15 protein-coding genes are annotated in these 14,786 nt (G+C 71.2%); 10 read left to right on the top strand and 5 right to left on the bottom strand.

Translation table 11 applies throughout. The features are described 5' to 3' along the window. Positions 1 to 34: 34 nt before the first annotated feature. The 4 genes from OHA05_RS20320 (at position 35) to ilvD (ending at position 4,375) form a co-directional block, all read left to right on the top strand. The gene (locus OHA05_RS20320; protein WP_313944913.1) at positions 35 to 967 is read left to right on the top strand and encodes a Ppx/GppA phosphatase family protein; all 933 of its coding nucleotides are present in this window, start codon (positions 35 to 37) and stop codon (positions 965 to 967) included. 22 nt (positions 968 to 989) lie between these two features. Then, on the top strand, positions 990 to 1,820 hold the full coding sequence (locus OHA05_RS20325) for a sugar phosphate isomerase/epimerase family protein (protein WP_313944912.1): 831 nt from the start codon (positions 990 to 992) through the stop codon (positions 1,818 to 1,820). Continuing rightward, entirely contained in the window at positions 1,817 to 2,431 is a 615-nt protein-coding gene (locus tag OHA05_RS20330) for a TetR/AcrR family transcriptional regulator (protein ID WP_313944911.1), read from the top strand. The genes OHA05_RS20325 and OHA05_RS20330 overlap by 4 nt, the downstream gene beginning before the upstream one ends. 93 nt (positions 2,432 to 2,524) lie before the next feature. Continuing rightward, positions 2,525 to 4,375: a dihydroxy-acid dehydratase gene (ilvD, locus tag OHA05_RS20335; protein ID WP_313944910.1), complete on the top strand. Its 1,851-nt coding sequence runs from the start codon at positions 2,525 to 2,527 to the stop codon at positions 4,373 to 4,375. A gap of 518 nt (positions 4,376 to 4,893) precedes the next feature. Here ilvD and OHA05_RS20340 read toward each other — a convergent pair. Beyond that, on the bottom strand, positions 4,894 to 7,059 hold the full coding sequence (locus OHA05_RS20340; RefSeq protein ID WP_328861365.1) for a protein kinase domain-containing protein: 2,166 nt from the start codon (positions 7,057 to 7,059) through the stop codon (positions 4,894 to 4,896). Between the two features lie 243 nt (positions 7,060 to 7,302). On the opposite strand from OHA05_RS20340, the gene OHA05_RS20345 reads away from it, so the two are divergent. Together OHA05_RS20345 and OHA05_RS20350 are read left to right on the top strand one after the other, a co-directional pair. Further along, positions 7,303 to 7,650: a hypothetical protein gene (locus OHA05_RS20345; protein WP_328863430.1), complete on the top strand. Its 348-nt coding sequence runs from the start codon at positions 7,303 to 7,305 to the stop codon at positions 7,648 to 7,650. A 54-nt stretch (positions 7,651 to 7,704) separates the two neighbouring features. Next, on the top strand, positions 7,705 to 8,235 hold the full coding sequence (locus OHA05_RS20350; RefSeq protein WP_443043842.1) for a hypothetical protein: 531 nt from the start codon (positions 7,705 to 7,707) through the stop codon (positions 8,233 to 8,235). Between the two features lie 64 nt (positions 8,236 to 8,299). Here the strand turns inward: OHA05_RS20350 and OHA05_RS20355 are convergent, their stop codons facing one another. Next, positions 8,300 to 8,761, bottom strand: a complete 462-nt coding sequence (locus OHA05_RS20355) for a hypothetical protein (protein ID WP_313944908.1) — start codon at positions 8,759 to 8,761, stop codon at positions 8,300 to 8,302. A 127-nt stretch (positions 8,762 to 8,888) separates the two neighbouring features. Here OHA05_RS20355 and OHA05_RS20360 point away from each other — a divergent pair, with 127 nt between their 5' ends. Next, complete coding sequence (locus OHA05_RS20360) at positions 8,889 to 9,704, top strand: ABC transporter ATP-binding protein (protein ID WP_328861366.1); 816 nt, start codon at positions 8,889 to 8,891, stop codon at positions 9,702 to 9,704. Next, positions 9,701 to 10,438: an ABC transporter permease gene (locus OHA05_RS20365; protein WP_313944906.1), complete on the top strand. Its 738-nt coding sequence runs from the start codon at positions 9,701 to 9,703 to the stop codon at positions 10,436 to 10,438. Before OHA05_RS20360 ends, OHA05_RS20365 begins: the two co-directional genes overlap by 4 nt. Before the next feature lie 5 nt (positions 10,439 to 10,443). Here OHA05_RS20365 and OHA05_RS20370 read toward each other — a convergent pair whose 3' ends face one another. Together OHA05_RS20370 and OHA05_RS20375 are read right to left on the bottom strand one after the other, a co-directional pair. After that, the gene (locus tag OHA05_RS20370) at positions 10,444 to 11,076 is read right to left on the bottom strand and encodes a hypothetical protein (protein WP_328861367.1); all 633 of its coding nucleotides are present in this window, start codon (positions 11,074 to 11,076) and stop codon (positions 10,444 to 10,446) included. Then, positions 11,069 to 11,575: a SigE family RNA polymerase sigma factor gene (locus OHA05_RS20375; protein WP_313944904.1), complete on the bottom strand. Its 507-nt coding sequence runs from the start codon at positions 11,573 to 11,575 to the stop codon at positions 11,069 to 11,071. Before OHA05_RS20375 ends, OHA05_RS20370 begins: the two co-directional genes overlap by 8 nt. Positions 11,576 to 11,713: 138 nt before the next feature. On the opposite strand from OHA05_RS20375, the gene OHA05_RS20380 reads away from it, so the two are divergent. Then, a complete protein-coding gene (locus OHA05_RS20380) occupies positions 11,714 to 12,646 on the top strand; it encodes a L,D-transpeptidase (RefSeq protein WP_328861368.1) in 933 nt (310 codons plus the stop codon). Between the two features lie 239 nt (positions 12,647 to 12,885). Next, on the top strand, positions 12,886 to 13,695 hold the full coding sequence (gene proC, locus OHA05_RS20385; protein WP_313944902.1) for a pyrroline-5-carboxylate reductase: 810 nt from the start codon (positions 12,886 to 12,888) through the stop codon (positions 13,693 to 13,695). Between the two features lie 66 nt (positions 13,696 to 13,761). On the opposite strand, the gene trpS is transcribed toward proC, so the two are convergent. Beyond that, positions 13,762 to 14,757 carry a tryptophan--tRNA ligase gene (gene trpS, locus OHA05_RS20390; RefSeq protein ID WP_328861369.1) on the bottom strand — a complete coding sequence of 332 codons (996 nt, stop codon included), beginning with the start codon at positions 14,755 to 14,757 and terminating at the stop codon, positions 13,762 to 13,764. Positions 14,758 to 14,786: the final 29 nt, after the last annotated feature.

The raw sequence follows: 14,786 nt of genomic DNA on the forward strand, positions 1-14,786 counted from the left end.
AGCGTATGCGCGCACCGGCAGTAGCGTTCAGTCCATGAGACTCGGAGTTCTCGACGTCGGTTCGAACACGGTGCACCTTCTGGTGGTGGACGCGCACCCCGGTGCCCGCCCGCTGCCCGCCCACTCGCACAAGGCGGAGCTGCGGCTCGCCGAGCTGCTGGACGAGGCGGGCGCCATCGGCCCCGAGGGTGTCGACCGGCTGATCGACACCGTCGCGGCCGCCGCTCAGGCCGCCGAGGACCAGGGCTGCGAGCAGGTGCTGAGTTTCGCTACCTCCGCCGTACGCGAGGCCACCAACGCCGACCTGGTGCTGGCCCGGGTCAAGGCCGAGACGGGCGTCGACCTCACGGTGCTCACCGGCGAGGAGGAGGCGCGGCTCACCTTTCTGGCCGCTCGCCGCTGGTTCGGCTGGTCCGCCGGCAAGCTCCTCGTCCTGGACATCGGCGGGGGATCGCTGGAGATCGCGTACGGGATCGACGAGGAGCCCGACGCCACGGTGTCGCTGCCGCTCGGCGCGGGCCGGCTGACCGCGGCCCGGCTGCCGGGAGATCCGCCGGACCCCGAGGATGTTCGAGCGCTGCGTCGCCATGTGCGTGCTGAAATCGCCCGTACGGTGGGTGAGTTCAACCGCATCGGCAAGCCCGACCACATCGTGGCGACGTCCAAGACGTTCCGGCAGCTGGCCCGTATCGCGGGAGCCGCGCGCTCCGCGGAGGGTCTGTACGTGCAGCGTGAACTAAGTCATAAATCGCTGCAGGAATGGGTCCCGAAACTCGCCGGGATGACCGCTGAGCAGCGCTGCGCCCTGCCCGGGGTCTCCGAGAGCCGCGCCCCTCAGCTGCTGGCGGGAGCCCTGGTCGCGGAGGGTGCGATGGAGCTTTTCGGCGCGCAGGTGCTGGAGATCTGTCCCTGGGCGCTGCGTGAGGGCGTCATCCTGCGCCGTCTGGATCACCTCCCCACCGCCTAGCGGCGGCCCGTACCCTGTCTCCGTGGCAGAACCAGTGGTGCGCATCCCGGATGCGAAGGTTGTCCTGTCGACGGCTTCCGTCTATCCGGAGTCGACGGCGACGGCCTTCGAGATCGCCGCGCGCCTGGGCTACGACGGTGTCGAGGTCATGGTCTGGACCGATCCCGTCAGCCAGGACATCGAGGCTTTGCGCCGCCTGTCCGACTATCACCAGGTGCCGGTCCACGCGATCCACGCCCCGTGTCTGCTGATCACGCAGCGGGTGTGGTCCACCGACCCGTGGGTGAAGCTCCAGCGTGCCCAGGCCGCCGCCGAGAAGCTGGGCGCGTCCACGGTCGTGGTGCACCCGCCGTTCCGCTGGCAGCGGCAGTACGCCCGGGACTTCGTCAGCGGTATCTGGCGGATGGCGAACGAGACGGATGTGCGCTTCGCCGTCGAGAACATGTACCCGTGGCGCTACCGGGACCGCGAAATGCTCGCGTACGCCCCCGACTGGGACGTCACCAAGGAGGACTACCGCCACTTCACGGTCGACCTCTCGCACACCGCCACCTCCCGCGTGGACACCATGGCGATGGTGGACCGGATGGGCGACCGGCTCGGACACGTGCACCTCGCCGACGGCAAGGGGTCCGCGAAGGACGAGCACCTCGTGCCGGGCCGCGGCAACCAGCCGTGTGCCGAGCTGCTGGAGCGGCTCGCCCGCGGCGGCTTCGACGGTCATGTGGTCATCGAGGTCAACACCCGGCGCGCGATGTCCGCGGCCGAACGCGAGGCCGACCTCGCGGAGGCCCTCGCCTTCACCCGGCTGCATCTGGCGTCCGCCACCTCGTCGGGAGTGCGCGGCTCATGACGGACCCGACGGCGCCCCGGCGCCGCGGCCGCCCGGCCCGTACGGAGGCGGCCGAGGGCCCCGGGGCCCGGGAGCGGATCCTGGAAGCGGCCCGGACCGAGTTCGCGGAACGCGGCTACGACAAGACGACCGTCCGCGGCATCGCCAGGGCGGCGGACGTGGACGCGGCCCTGGTCCATCATTACTTCGGTACGAAGGACGAGGTCTTCGCGGCCGCCATCGAGGTGTCCTTCGAACCGAGCCTGGTCGTCCCGGTGATCCTGGGACAGGGCACCGACGGCATCGGCGAGCGGCTCGCCCGCTTCTTCATCGGCGTGTGGGAGAACCCGGCCACCCGGGGCCCGCTGCTGGCGATCATCCGCTCCGCGCTCACCCATGACGCTGCGGCGACGGTACTGCGCGGCTTCCTGCTGCGGCGGCTGCTGGAGAAGATCGCCGGGGAGCTCGACGTACCGGACCCGAAGTTCCGCGCGGAGCTCGCGGCCTCGCACATGATCGGCATCGCGATCCTGCGCTACGTCATCAAGGTGGAGCCCCTGGCCTCGGCCGATCCCGAGACCATCGTGGCGATGGTGGCCCCCACGCTGCAGCGGTATCTGACCGAAGCGTGAGCCGTGCGTCCCGCATAGCGGACGGTGTGTCCAGATCTTGGATCGGCGGCGTACGCTCGAATGAGTCCTACCCCTATTGAGGAGCGAGCGACGATGCCCGAGCTGAGGTCCCGCACAGTCACCCACGGCCGCAACATGGCGGGTGCCCGCGCCCTTATGCGGGCGTCGGGCGTAGCGAGCGCGGACATCGGCAAGCCGATCGTCGCGGTCGCCAACTCCTTCACCGAGTTCGTGCCCGGCCACACCCACCTCGCCCCGGTCGGCCGGATCGTCTCCGAGGCGATCCTGGCGGCGGGCGCGGTGCCGCGTGAGTTCAACACGATCGCGGTCGACGACGGCATCGCGATGGGCCACGGCGGCATGCTCTACTCGCTGCCCTCGCGCGACCTGATCGCCGACAGCGTGGAGTACATGGTCGAGGCGCACTGCGCCGACGCGCTGATCTGCATCTCCAACTGCGACAAGATCACTCCGGGCATGCTGATGGCCGCCCTGCGCCTCAACATCCCCACCGTCTTCGTCTCCGGCGGCCCGATGGAGGCCGGCAAGGCGACGCTCGTCGACGGCACGGTCCGCAAGCTGGACCTGATCAACGCGATCTCGGACGCGGTCAACGAGAACGTCTCGGACGAGGACATCCTCCGTATCGAGGAGAACGCCTGTCCTACCTGCGGCTCGTGTTCCGGCATGTTCACCGCCAACTCGATGAACTGCCTGACCGAGGCGATCGGCCTCTCCCTGCCGGGCAACGGCTCGGTGCTCGCCACTCACACGGCCCGCCGCGCGCTGTACGAGAACGCCGCCCGCACGGTCGTCGACATCACCAAGCGGTACTACTCCGAGGACGACGAGAGCGTCCTGCCGCGCAACATCGCCACCCGCGCGGCCTTCGACAACGCCATGGCGCTCGACATCGCCATGGGCGGCTCGACCAACACGATCCTGCACCTGCTCGCCGCCGCGCAGGAGGCCGAGCTGGACTACGACCTCGACGACATCAACGATGTCTCGCGGCGTGTGCCCTGTCTGGCCAAGGTGGCGCCGAACGTCGCGCCCGGCGGCACGTACTACATGGAGGACGTGCACCGCGCCGGCGGCATCCCGGCGATCCTCGGCGAGCTGTACCGGGCGGGCCTGCTCAACGAGGACGTGCACACCGTCCACTCCCCGGGCATCAAGGAATGGCTCGGCACCTGGGACGTGCGCGGCGGCTCCCCGTCCGAGGAAGCGGTCGAACTGTGGCACGCGGCGCCGGGCTGCAAGCGTTCCGCGGAGGCCTTCTCGCAGTCCGAGCGGTGGGATTCGCTGGACGTCGACGCGGCAGGCGGCTGCATCCGCGACCTGGAGCACGCGTACTCCCTGGACGGCGGTCTCGCCGTGCTGAAGGGGAATCTCGCCGTCGACGGCTGTGTCGTGAAGACCGCCGGCGTGGACGAGTCGATCTGGACCTTCGAGGGCCCGGCCGTCGTCTGCGAGTCGCAGGAGGACGCGGTCGACAAGATCCTCACCAAGCAGATCAAGGAGGGCGACGTCGTCGTCATCCGCTACGAGGGCCCCAAGGGCGGCCCGGGTATGCAGGAGATGCTCTACCCGACGTCGTTCCTGAAGGGCCGCGGCCTGGGCAAGGCCTGCGCACTGGTGACGGACGGCCGCTTCTCGGGCGGCACCTCGGGCCTGTCGATCGGCCACGCCTCACCGGAGGCGGCGTCGGGCGGCACGATCGCGCTCGTCGAGGACGGCGACCGCATCCGCATCGACATCCCGAACCGCACGATCGACCTGCTGGTCACGGACGAGGAACTGTCGTCCCGCCGCGAGGCCTTGGCCGGCGCGTACGCGCCGAAGAAGCGCGAACGGAAGGTGTCGGCGGCGCTGCGGGCGTACGCGGCGATGGCGACGAGCGCGGACAAGGGCGCGGTCCGGGACGTCTCGCGCCTGGGCTGACCCTGTCCCGGGCCGCCGTCTCCGGCTCGGCGATTCGCGTGCCGGGCGAGCAATCCCAGCCGCGTGCGGCGCTCTTCGGTTCGGGGCCTCCCGCCTCGGCTGGGCGGGCAATTTCAGCCCGTCCGGCGTTTGAGGACACGGCCGCAGGCCGTGCACCGCCGCGGCGGGTCTGTGGCCCTCCGCGGGTGATGCCGACTACCGCGGCCTGCGATCCGGGACGCGGTCTTCCGCCTCGGCGATTCGCCGGGCCCGGACGAGCAATTGCAGCCACGTGCGGCGCTCTACGGTTCAGGGCTTCCGCCTCGGCTGGGCGGGCAACTCCAGCCTGTCCGGCGTTTGAGGACACGGCCGCAGGCCGTGCACCGCCGCGGCGGGTCTGTGGCCCTCCGCGGGTGTTGCCGACTACCGCGCCGTGCCCGCGGTCCGGGACGCGGTCTTCCGCCTCGGTGATTCGCAGGGCCGGGCGGGCAACTCCAGCCCGTCCGGCGCTTGAGGACACGGACGACGCCACACGCTCCTCACCACCGCCCCGCATCCCCCGCCCTCACCCCGAACACCGACCCGTCCGGCGCCGTCGCGTACACCCGCCCCGCCATCACGACCGGCGCCGGCAGGGCGGACGCGTACGTGAACCGCCCGTCGTCCATTCGCGGCTTCGTCTGACCGGTCAGTACCCCGCGTGCCGCGTCCACCGCCAGCAGTCGCCCGTCCCCGGCCGAGACGTACACCCCCCGCGCGTCCGCGGCCGGGCGCGACAGATGCGTCACCGCCGTCTCCAGCCGCCACCGCACCCCCTTCTCGCCGACCGCGAGCAGCGAACCGCCCGACCCGCTCACGTACACCGAGCCGCCGTGGACCGACGCCTGCGCCTGGTCGACCGGGGCACCCAGCGGGACGCGGTGGACCGTGCGGTCCCCGCCGACGCCAACCCCCGGCCCCACCTCCACCCGTACGACCGCGTCCGTGAAGCCGTCGAGGTCGGCGGAGAGCAGGTACAGCACGCCGTCCACGGTCTGGACCGGCGTCAGCGACCCCTTGATCCGCTTCTCCCACAGCTGGTCGCCGCTCGCCGGGTCGACCGCGGCCACCAGCGTGGACGTCCCGTCCGCCGACGGGGTCGCGGACATCGCCGGGCCCTTCACGCCCGGCGACGAGACCCACTGGGTGCCGACGCCTCCGCGCTTCCGGGTCCAGCGTTCCGCACCCGTCGCGGCGTCGACGGCCCGCACCAGCCCGCTGTCGGTCACCAGCAGCACCACGTCACCGGCGTACCGCACGGTCGAGTACCGCGAGATGTCGGTCTGCCGCCGCACCACACCGGATGCCGGGTCGAGCGCGTGGAGACGGTCCCCGCCGGGTGCGACGACGTGCAGCAGTCCACCCGCGGCCACGGGCGCCACGCCCTCGTCGGTCTGCCCCCCGCCGGTTTGCGCGGAAGTCTCGCCGGCCGGCAGCGACCAGTCCTTCGTGCCGTCGGCGGGGTCGAGACGGGCGGCCGTGATCCCGGGGGCCGCGCAGTACAGACGGCCGCCGGCGGCACCGCACACCGGGGTCTTGTTCTCCGCGTCGCCCTCGGCCAGCGGCACACTCCAGGCCCTGAACGCCTGCTCCGCGCGGGGCGCGGTGGACACCGGCGGCGACGGGTCGTCGTCCGCCACGGCGTTCACGACGGCGATCCCGGCCGTGACCAGTACCGCCAGGCCCGCGGCCGCCCACCGCAGCCTGCGGCCGGGCCGCCGAGCCTCCGGCCGTTCGTCCGCGCTCTGCGGCACCCCGTCCTCGACCCGCGGTGCGCTCTCGCGGGGATCCGGCGTGCGCGGCCCCGGAATGTACGCCTGGGTGTCGCACGACGAGGAGGGCGAGGACTCCCGCAGCGCGACCATCACCTCGTACGGCGTCGGCCGGTCCGCCGGATCCTTCGCCAGGCACCGCCGGAACAGGGGTACGAGATCGGCCGGCACGCCCGCCAGTTCGGGTTCGTTGTGCACCACCTGGTACGCGACGATGTAGTGGCTGTCCGAGTCGAAGGGCCCGCGTCCGGTCGCCGCGTGCACCAGCACCGCGCCCATCGCGAACACGTCCGCGGCGGGCCCGACCTCGCGCGGCCGCTGGAACTGCTCGGGCGCCATGAACGGCGGCGTCCCGATCAGCTTCCCGGTCTCCGTCCGCAGATCGCTGTCCGAGGGCCGGGAGATCCCGAAGTCGATCACCTTCGGACCGTCGGGCGCGAGCAGCACATTGCTCGGCTTGAGATCGCGGTGCACCACGCCGGCGCGATGGATGTCGCGCAGCGCCTCTGCGAGTCCGGCACCGGCCCTGCGCAGTTCGTCGGCGCTCAGCGGACCGTTCCGCTTCACCCGCTCGGCGAGGGTGGGCCCGTCGATGAACAGCGTGGCCATCCACGGCCGTTCGGCCTCCGGGTCGGCGTCCACGACGGGCGCGGTGAAAGCACCGCTGACCTTGCGGGCGGCGGCGACCTCCTGCCGGAAGCGGGCCCTGAACTCCGGGTCGGACGCATGCTCGGCATGGATGACCTTGACGGCGAGCCGCAGCCCGGACGCGGATGTGGCCAGATGTACCACCCCCATGCCGCCTGTTCCGAGGCATCCCTCGAGGCGGTACTGCCCGGCATACTCCGGATGCTCCGCTTCCGGCGACTGCCCGGTGCTGCGCAGCGGTGGCATCTCCCACCCCCGTGTTCGTGGTGCGCACGCGCGACTCACGGAGCCTAGTCGATGGTGCGTGCGATACAGGTGTGGCTTGTTAGCCTGCGCGGCGTACAGTGCCCGAACAGTGCACATACAGCAACGGGGGATATTTTCATGGCACTTGAGGAAGTACGTCCTGAAATCGATGATCTTGCCGAGGCGCCGTCGGACACCGCCACGGCCGGCGCCGGCCTCGACACGGTCGTGAGCCTCGGCGCGATCGACACGGAAGCGCCGGAAGCACAGCCGACACCGGAAGCAGGCACGGAAGCAGACGCGGAAGCGGACGTCGAAGGGGACGCGTCCGCTGCCCGGTCCGCCAAGCGCTACCCGGTCGCGCCCGGGCACCGCGTGAACGTCCGCAGCGGCCCCGGCACGAACTACCGGCTCGTGAAGGTGCTGCCGCTCGGTGCCAGCGTCCCGATCAACTGCCAGAAGCCGGGGGAGCGGATCAGTGGCCCCTACGGCACCACCAACCTCTGGGACAACATCGCCAACGGCCAGTTCGTCTCCGACGCCTACGTGCGGACCGGCAGCGACGGATATGTGACCATCCGCTGCTCCTGACCGCGCGGTTCCGAGGGGATAATCGACCTCGTGAGCGAGCAGAGCGACAGCAGCGTGCAGACCGGCGGCGGCGTGCAGGGTGACAGCAGTGAGCAGGCCGGCGCCGGTCCGCAGCCCGAGCCCATCCGTTTCTTCGGCACGACCTGGGTCGGCCACGACGGGGGCTACGGGCTGCGCCGGGCCGGCGCGGCCGCCGGTTCGCTGTTCGCCGCCGTGGCCGCCTGTCTGGTGCTGCGGTTCGCCTACCAGGGCCTCGAGATCGCCGCGGTCGGCGGCTTCGTGAACATGCTGGTCGTCGTCATGTTCGCGGTCTGCAGCGCCATCGCCTTCCGCAAGACGTGGGAGGGCTTCAGCAGGCGGCCCACCGGCGCGGCCACCCCGGACGCGCTGCGCAGCCTCCGGGCGATCGGCTTCGTCGGCGTCCTGCTGGCGTACTTCTTCCGCTCGCTCGTCGAAGCGCCGGGCGAGAAGCTGCACCGCGAGGAGTACGAGACGGCCCGCGCCCGGTACGAGAAGCGCCGCGCGACCCGCACCGGTAACCCGGCCGCCCGCAAGAGCAAGGGCGGCAAGCCCCGCCGCCGGTAGCGGCGAGTACGCGCTCACGCGGTACGCGGCCCGGCCCAGGAAGCCGGACCGGCCCGACGCCTCCTCACCCCTTGCGGTGCGAGAACCGCCCCACCAGTCCCACGACTCCCGTCACCAGCAGGCCCCTCCACAGGCTGTCCCAGACGCCGGAGAAGAACCCCTGTGACGTGAGCGCCTGATGCACCACCACATCGGTGGCCGCCATCAGCGCGCCGGGCACGACGGCGACCCGCCACGGGTGGGCCGCAGCCCAGCGCCGTATCCGCCGGTCGGAGGGGTGGCCGGTCTCCGGTCGGCCGCCCAGCACCGCGCCCGCCCCGCCGACCATGAAGAACAGCATCAGTCCGACCGACAGCGAGCCGGCCACCAGGCCGAGCCCGATGCCGTCGCTGATCGCACCCAGCGCGAGCGCGACACCGCCGCCCAGTCCGCCGACCGCCGCTGCCGCACGCCACGGCCCGAGTGTCGCCGAGGCGACGGCGAGCCGCCGCTGCTCGGCCCTGGAGATCTCACTGTTGTGGCTCATATGCCCACGGTCGTCCGCCCTTCCCCCGAATCGCCATAAGGGATCGCCCTGACCCGCCCCCCATCTCTCGGCGGCGGCCGCTCCCGGTCTCTTGACGGAGGGGGCTCCCGCGAGCACTATTCATCACATGATGAATTCTTCCGGGGTTGCCGTAGTGGCCCGCGGCCTCACCGTCGTACGAGGGGACCGCACCGTCCTGCGGGGTGTCGACTTCACCGTCACGACCGGCCGGATCACCGGCCTGCTCGGACCGTCCGGCTGCGGCAAATCGACCCTCATGCGCGCACTCGTCGGAACACAGGCCCACGTCACCGGAACGCTCGACGTCCTCGGCAGGCCCGCGGGCGACGCAGCCCTCCGCTCGCGTATCGGCTACGTCACCCAGGCACCGTCGGTCTACGACGACCTGACGGTGCGCCAGAACCTCGAGTACTTCGCCTCGGTCCTGGAGCCGGGGCGCCGGCACCGCGACGCCCGCCAGGAGCACGTCGGCCGGGCCATCGCCGACGTCGACCTCGTCTCCCACGCCGACTCCCTCGCCGGACGGCTCTCCGGCGGCCAGCGCAGCCGCGTCTCGCTGGCCGTCGCCCTCCTCGGCACCCCCGAACTGCTGGTGCTCGACGAACCGACCGTCGGCCTCGACCCCGTCCTGCGCCGCGATCTGTGGGACCTCTTCCACCGCCTCGCCGACGAACGCGGCACGACGATCCTCGTCTCCTCCCATGTGATGGACGAAGCCGAACGCTGCCACCGCCTCCTCCTCATGCGCGAAGGCGAGATCCTCGCCGAGGACACCCCCGACGACCTGCGGTTCCGTACCCGTTCCGAGACGGTCGAGGCCGCCTTCCTGCACCTGGTCGACCAGGCCGATGCCCGCGGGCTCGCCGGTGACGCCCGGCAGGAGACCGCTTCGACCGACGCCATCCAGGAGAACGCCCGATGAGCACCGCCCGCACCCTCGCCACCGCCGGCCGCGTCCTGCGTCAACTGCGCCACGACCGCCGGTCCATCGCCCTGATGGTCCTCGTCCCGTGCGTGATGCTCTTCCTGCTGCGCTACGTCTTCGACGGCAGCGAGCGGACCTTCGACTCCATCGGCGCCTCGCTGCTCGGCATCTTCCCGCTGATCACGATGTTCCTGGTGGCCTCCATCGCCACTTTGCGCGAGCGCACCTCCGGCACCCTGGAACGACTGCTCGCGATGCCGCTCGGCAAGGGCGATCTGATCGCCGGCTACGCCCTGGCCTTCGGCCTCGTCGCCGTCGTCCAGTCCCTCCTCGCCACCGGCCTCGCGCTGTGGGTACTGGGCCTGGACGTCGTCGGCTCGCCCTGGCTGCTGCTCCTCGTCGCGCTGCTCGACGCCCTGCTCGGCACGGCACTCGGCCTCTTCGTCTCGGCCTTCGCCGCCTCCGAATTCCAGGCGGTGCAGTTCATGCCGGCGGTGATCTTCCCGCAGCTGCTGCTCTGCGGTCTGTTCACGGCACGCGACCAGATGCAGCCCGTCCTGGAGGGGATCTCGAACGTCCTGCCCATGTCGTACGCCGTCGACGCCATGACCGAGGTGCTGCACCATCCGGACGCCACGGGTGACTTCATCCGCGACGTGCTGATCGTGGCGGCCTGCGCGGTCCTGGTGCTGGCGCTCGGCGCGGCGACCCTGCGCCGCCGTACGGCCTGACGCTTCTACTTCAGTGTGACGGTGTCGCCGACGTTCAGCCGGTCGTAGACCCACCCGGCATCGGCGGCAGGCACCCGCAGCACACTCCGGTTCATGGGGCTGCCGGAGGCGTCGTCCGCGAACAGATACAGCACCTCGCCGCTCGGCAGCGAGAGCTCCACCACCCAGCTCGCCTCGATGTTGTACCCGCTGTCCGGCGGGGCCGACAGCGACACGGGGATCTTCCGCCTCGGATCCTTGTACTTGACCTTCGCGCTGCCCGCGGTGACGTCGTCCCTCATCGTCAGACGGAAGGACCGGAGCTTCTCACCGGCCGGCCCGAAGGTCAGCACCTTCCTACGGAGGTCGATGCGGGCAGGGGCGGACGCAGGCACGGGAGCCGTCAACGACGGGTTCGGCGCTTCGGTAGCCACCGGCCGCCGGACCTCCTTGCTCCCGTCCATCACCCACGGCACCCCCACCGCGGCACCCATGCCCAGCACAACGACCGCGGTCGTGGCCACGGCAGCCCGTCGGCGTCGCCCGCGCGCCTCACCGCGCCGCCGGATCTGCCCGCCCGACAGGGTCGGCGGCACCGAAGCATCGGCGGCCAGCACCCGCAGCGCGGAACCCAGTTCGTCCGGCTCGTGCTCAGACACGGCTGCCCTCCCTCTCGTCCGCGGGCTCACCCGGAGACAACAGTTTGGCGAGAGCGGCACGCCCACGCGACAGCCGGGCCTTGACGGTCCCTGTCGGGGACCCCGTCTCCGCCGCGATCTGCTCGACGCTCAGATCGCACAGATGATGCAGCACCACCGCCTGCCGCTGGGGCTCCGGCAGCTGCCGCAACGCCTGCACGAGCATGGTGTGTTCCGGACCGGGGCCCGGCATCCGGTCCACAGGCGCCTGGTGGCGCACCAGCTCCACCCACCGCTTCGCCCGGCGCCACCGGCTCACCGCGAGCCGCATCGCGACCGTACGGATCCACGCCTCGGGGGCCTCGTCCGCCAGAAGGGAGGCACGACGGTCCCAGGCACGGACGAACGCCTCCTGGACGACATCCTGCGCCTCGCCGTGATCACCCGTCAGCGCGTACAGCTGCCCCACCAACCGGGGGAAAGCGGTCGCGTAGAAGGTGTCGAACTCCTCCTCGGTCACGAGCGGTAGGACAGCCCTCACCCTTCCGCGGTTCCACGGAAAACCGTCTTCCCGACGTGCAACCCGAGCCTCCCGCCGTGCGTACAGAAGCCGGACACGCTCCGGCTGATGACCAGCCGGCCCAGGGGGAGGACACTCATGCGACGACACATCGCCGCCGCCGTACTCGGTATGGCCTGCGCACTCGCGCTCACCGGCTGCTCGGACACCGGCGTACTGCCGGACGCGGCCGCCGCCGAGCGCCCCGAAGCCACGGCTTCCGCCCCCGCGAAGCCGAAGCCCACGGCGACCCCGGTGTCGCCCACCACCCTCGGCCACCTCGCCGCGGCCTCCGTCAACATCACCGACGGCGCACGCGTCGGCGTCGGCATGCCCATATCGGTGACCTTCGCCCAGCCCGTGCCCCGGGCCGAGCGCGCCGATGTGGAACGGCAGCTCAAGGTCACCGCCGACCCCGGTGTCGACGGCGCCTGGGCCTGGATCAAGGACCACAACCACCACCTGGGCCAGCGGGTCGACTTCCGTCCCCGTACGTTCTGGAGGCCGGACACCGAGGTCAGCGTCCAGGCCGGCCCCGAGATCTCCCGGTCCTTCACCATCGCCCGCTCCCTGGTGGCCACGGTCGACGTGCGCACCCACCGGATGACCGTCGTCAAGGACGGCGCCCCCACGCAGAAGATCCCGATCACCGCGGGCCGCCCGCCCTACGACACGTGGAACGGCACCATGGTCGTCCTCGACAAGCAGCGCAAGGTCCTCATGGACTCGCGCACGGTCAACATCGCCGACCCCTACCGCGGCTGGTACGGCTACGCCGTGCACCTGACCACGTCGGGCACCTACCTCCACGAGAACAAGCGGGCGAACGTCTACGCCGGCGAGGCCAACGTCACCCACGGCTGCGTCGGCCTCGCCGACGACGGCACCGCCCGCCGGTTCTACGAGCAGGTCATCCCCGGCGACGTCGTCCGCGTCGTGAACTCCAAGGACCAGGTGGCCCCCGGCAACGGCTACGGCGACTGGAACCTCTCCTGGAACGAGTGGCGCTCCCGCAGCGCCCTCAACGCCTGACCGGATCCTGATCGCCTCCCGACCGGGCGCCGAAGGAACCGGGCGCCGACGGACCAGACGCCGAACGGACCAAACGCCGGACGGACCAAACGCCGGACGGACCAGGCGCCGGACGGACCGGCGTCCGGGGGCGCGGCACGGGGCTCACCACCCGTACCGCCCCTCGGACGCCCCGGCGCCGGTACGCCCCCGGTGCGAGGATGAGCGCACATATCCCCACCGGCGAGGTGAACAGATCCATGACCCAGACAGTCGCAGTCCTCGGCACGGGCAAGATCGGCGAGGCACTCCTCAGCGGCATGATCCGTGCCGGCTGGCGGTCCGCCGACCTGCTGGTCACCACCCGTCGCTCCGACCGCGCCACGGAGCTCCGTACCCGCTACGGCGTCGAGCCGGTCACCAACGCCGAAGCCGCCAAGCGGGCCGACATCCTCATCCTGGCCGTGAAGCCCCAGGACATGGGCAAGCTTCTCGACGAACTCGCGCCCCACATCACCGCGGACCGGCTCATCATCAGCGCCGCGGCCGGCATCCCCACCTCCTTCATCGAGGAGCGCCTGGCCGCAGGCACCCCCGTCGTCCGTGTCATGCCCAACACCCCCGTGCTTGTCGACGAGGGCATGTCCGTGATCTCCGCCGGCAACCACGCCACCGCCGGCCACCTCGCCCACGCCGAGGAGATCTTCGGCGGCGTCGGCAAGACGCTGCGGGTCCCCGAGTCCCAGCAGGACGCGGCCACCGCCCTGTCCGGATCGGGACCGGCGTACTTCTACTTCCTCGTCGAGGCCATGACCGACGCCGGCATCCTCCTCGGCCTGCCCCGCGCCCAGGCCCACGACCTCATCGTGCAGGCCGCCATCGGCGCCGCCATCATGCTTCGCGACAGCGGCGAACACCCCGTCAAGCTCCGAGAAGCCGTCACCTCCCCCGCGGGCACCACGATCAGCGCCATCCGCGAACTCGAGAACCACGGTGTGCGCGCCGCCCTGATCGCCGCCATCGAGGCGGCCCGCGACCGCAGCCGCGAGCTCGCCTCCGGCAACGGCTGACCGCCGCGCTTCCCTCGTCGCTCCGTTCACCGCCGCGGCGCCACGGCGGTGAACGGACCCGGCCGGCTACCCGGGAAGCAGCCCGATCGCCTCATAGGCGGCGTTCACCCTCGGCCGGGCCATCCCCCTGGCCCGCTCCGCTCCCTTCCTCACCACCTCGTCGACGTGTCCCGCGTCCGCCGCCAGCTCGGCATAGCGCTCCCTGATCGGCCTCAGCAGCTCCACCACCGCGTCGGCCGTGTCCTTCTTCAAGGCCCCGTACGACTCGTATACACCGGCCAGCTCGATCGGGTTCCCACCGGAACAGGACGCCAGGATCTCCAGGAGATTCGCGACGCCCGGACTGTTCTCCCGGTCGTACGCGACCTCGCTGCCGCTGTCCGTCACCGCGCGCATGATCTTCTTGCGCACCACGTCCGCGTCGTCGAGGAGATAGATGATTCCGGCGCCCGGCTCGTGCGACTTCCCCATCTTCGACGTGGGGTCCTGAAGGTCCATGACCCGCGCCGCGACCGACGGATGCGTCGCCTTCGGCACCGTGAAGGTGTGCCCGTACCGCTGGTTGAACCGCACGGCGAGATCCCTGGCCAGCTCCACATGCTGCGTCTGGTCCTCACCCACAGGGACCTCGTCCGTCCCGTAGGCCAGGATGTCGGCCGCCATCAGCGCGGGATACGTCAGCAGGGACACCCGCACGCTCTGTCCGGCCGCCCGAGCCAGCGCGCCCTTCTCCTTGTACTGGATCATCCGCCGCAGCTCGCCGTCCGTGGCCGTGCACTCCAGCAGATACGAGAGCCGGGTGTGTTCGTCCACATGGCTCTGTACGAACAGGGTGCACAGCTGCGGATCCAGCCCCGCGGCCAGCATCATCGTGGCCGCCTGCCTGCTGAGTCTGCGCACCCGCGCGGGATCGTGCTCGATCGTCAGAGCGTGCAGATCGACGACGCTGAACAGCGCGTCCGTCTCATGCTGGTCGACCTCGACCCACCGCCGCAGTGCCCCGAGGTAGTTGCCCAGCGTGAGGTGCCCTGTCGGCTTGATCCCGCTGAAGATCCGCGTCATCACGTTCTCCGTCTCCTGATCGGAGCCGC

This window comes from Streptomyces sp. NBC_00306, assembly GCF_036169555.1.
Classification (GTDB): Bacteria; Actinomycetota; Actinomycetes; order Streptomycetales; family Streptomycetaceae; genus Streptomyces; species Streptomyces achmelvichensis.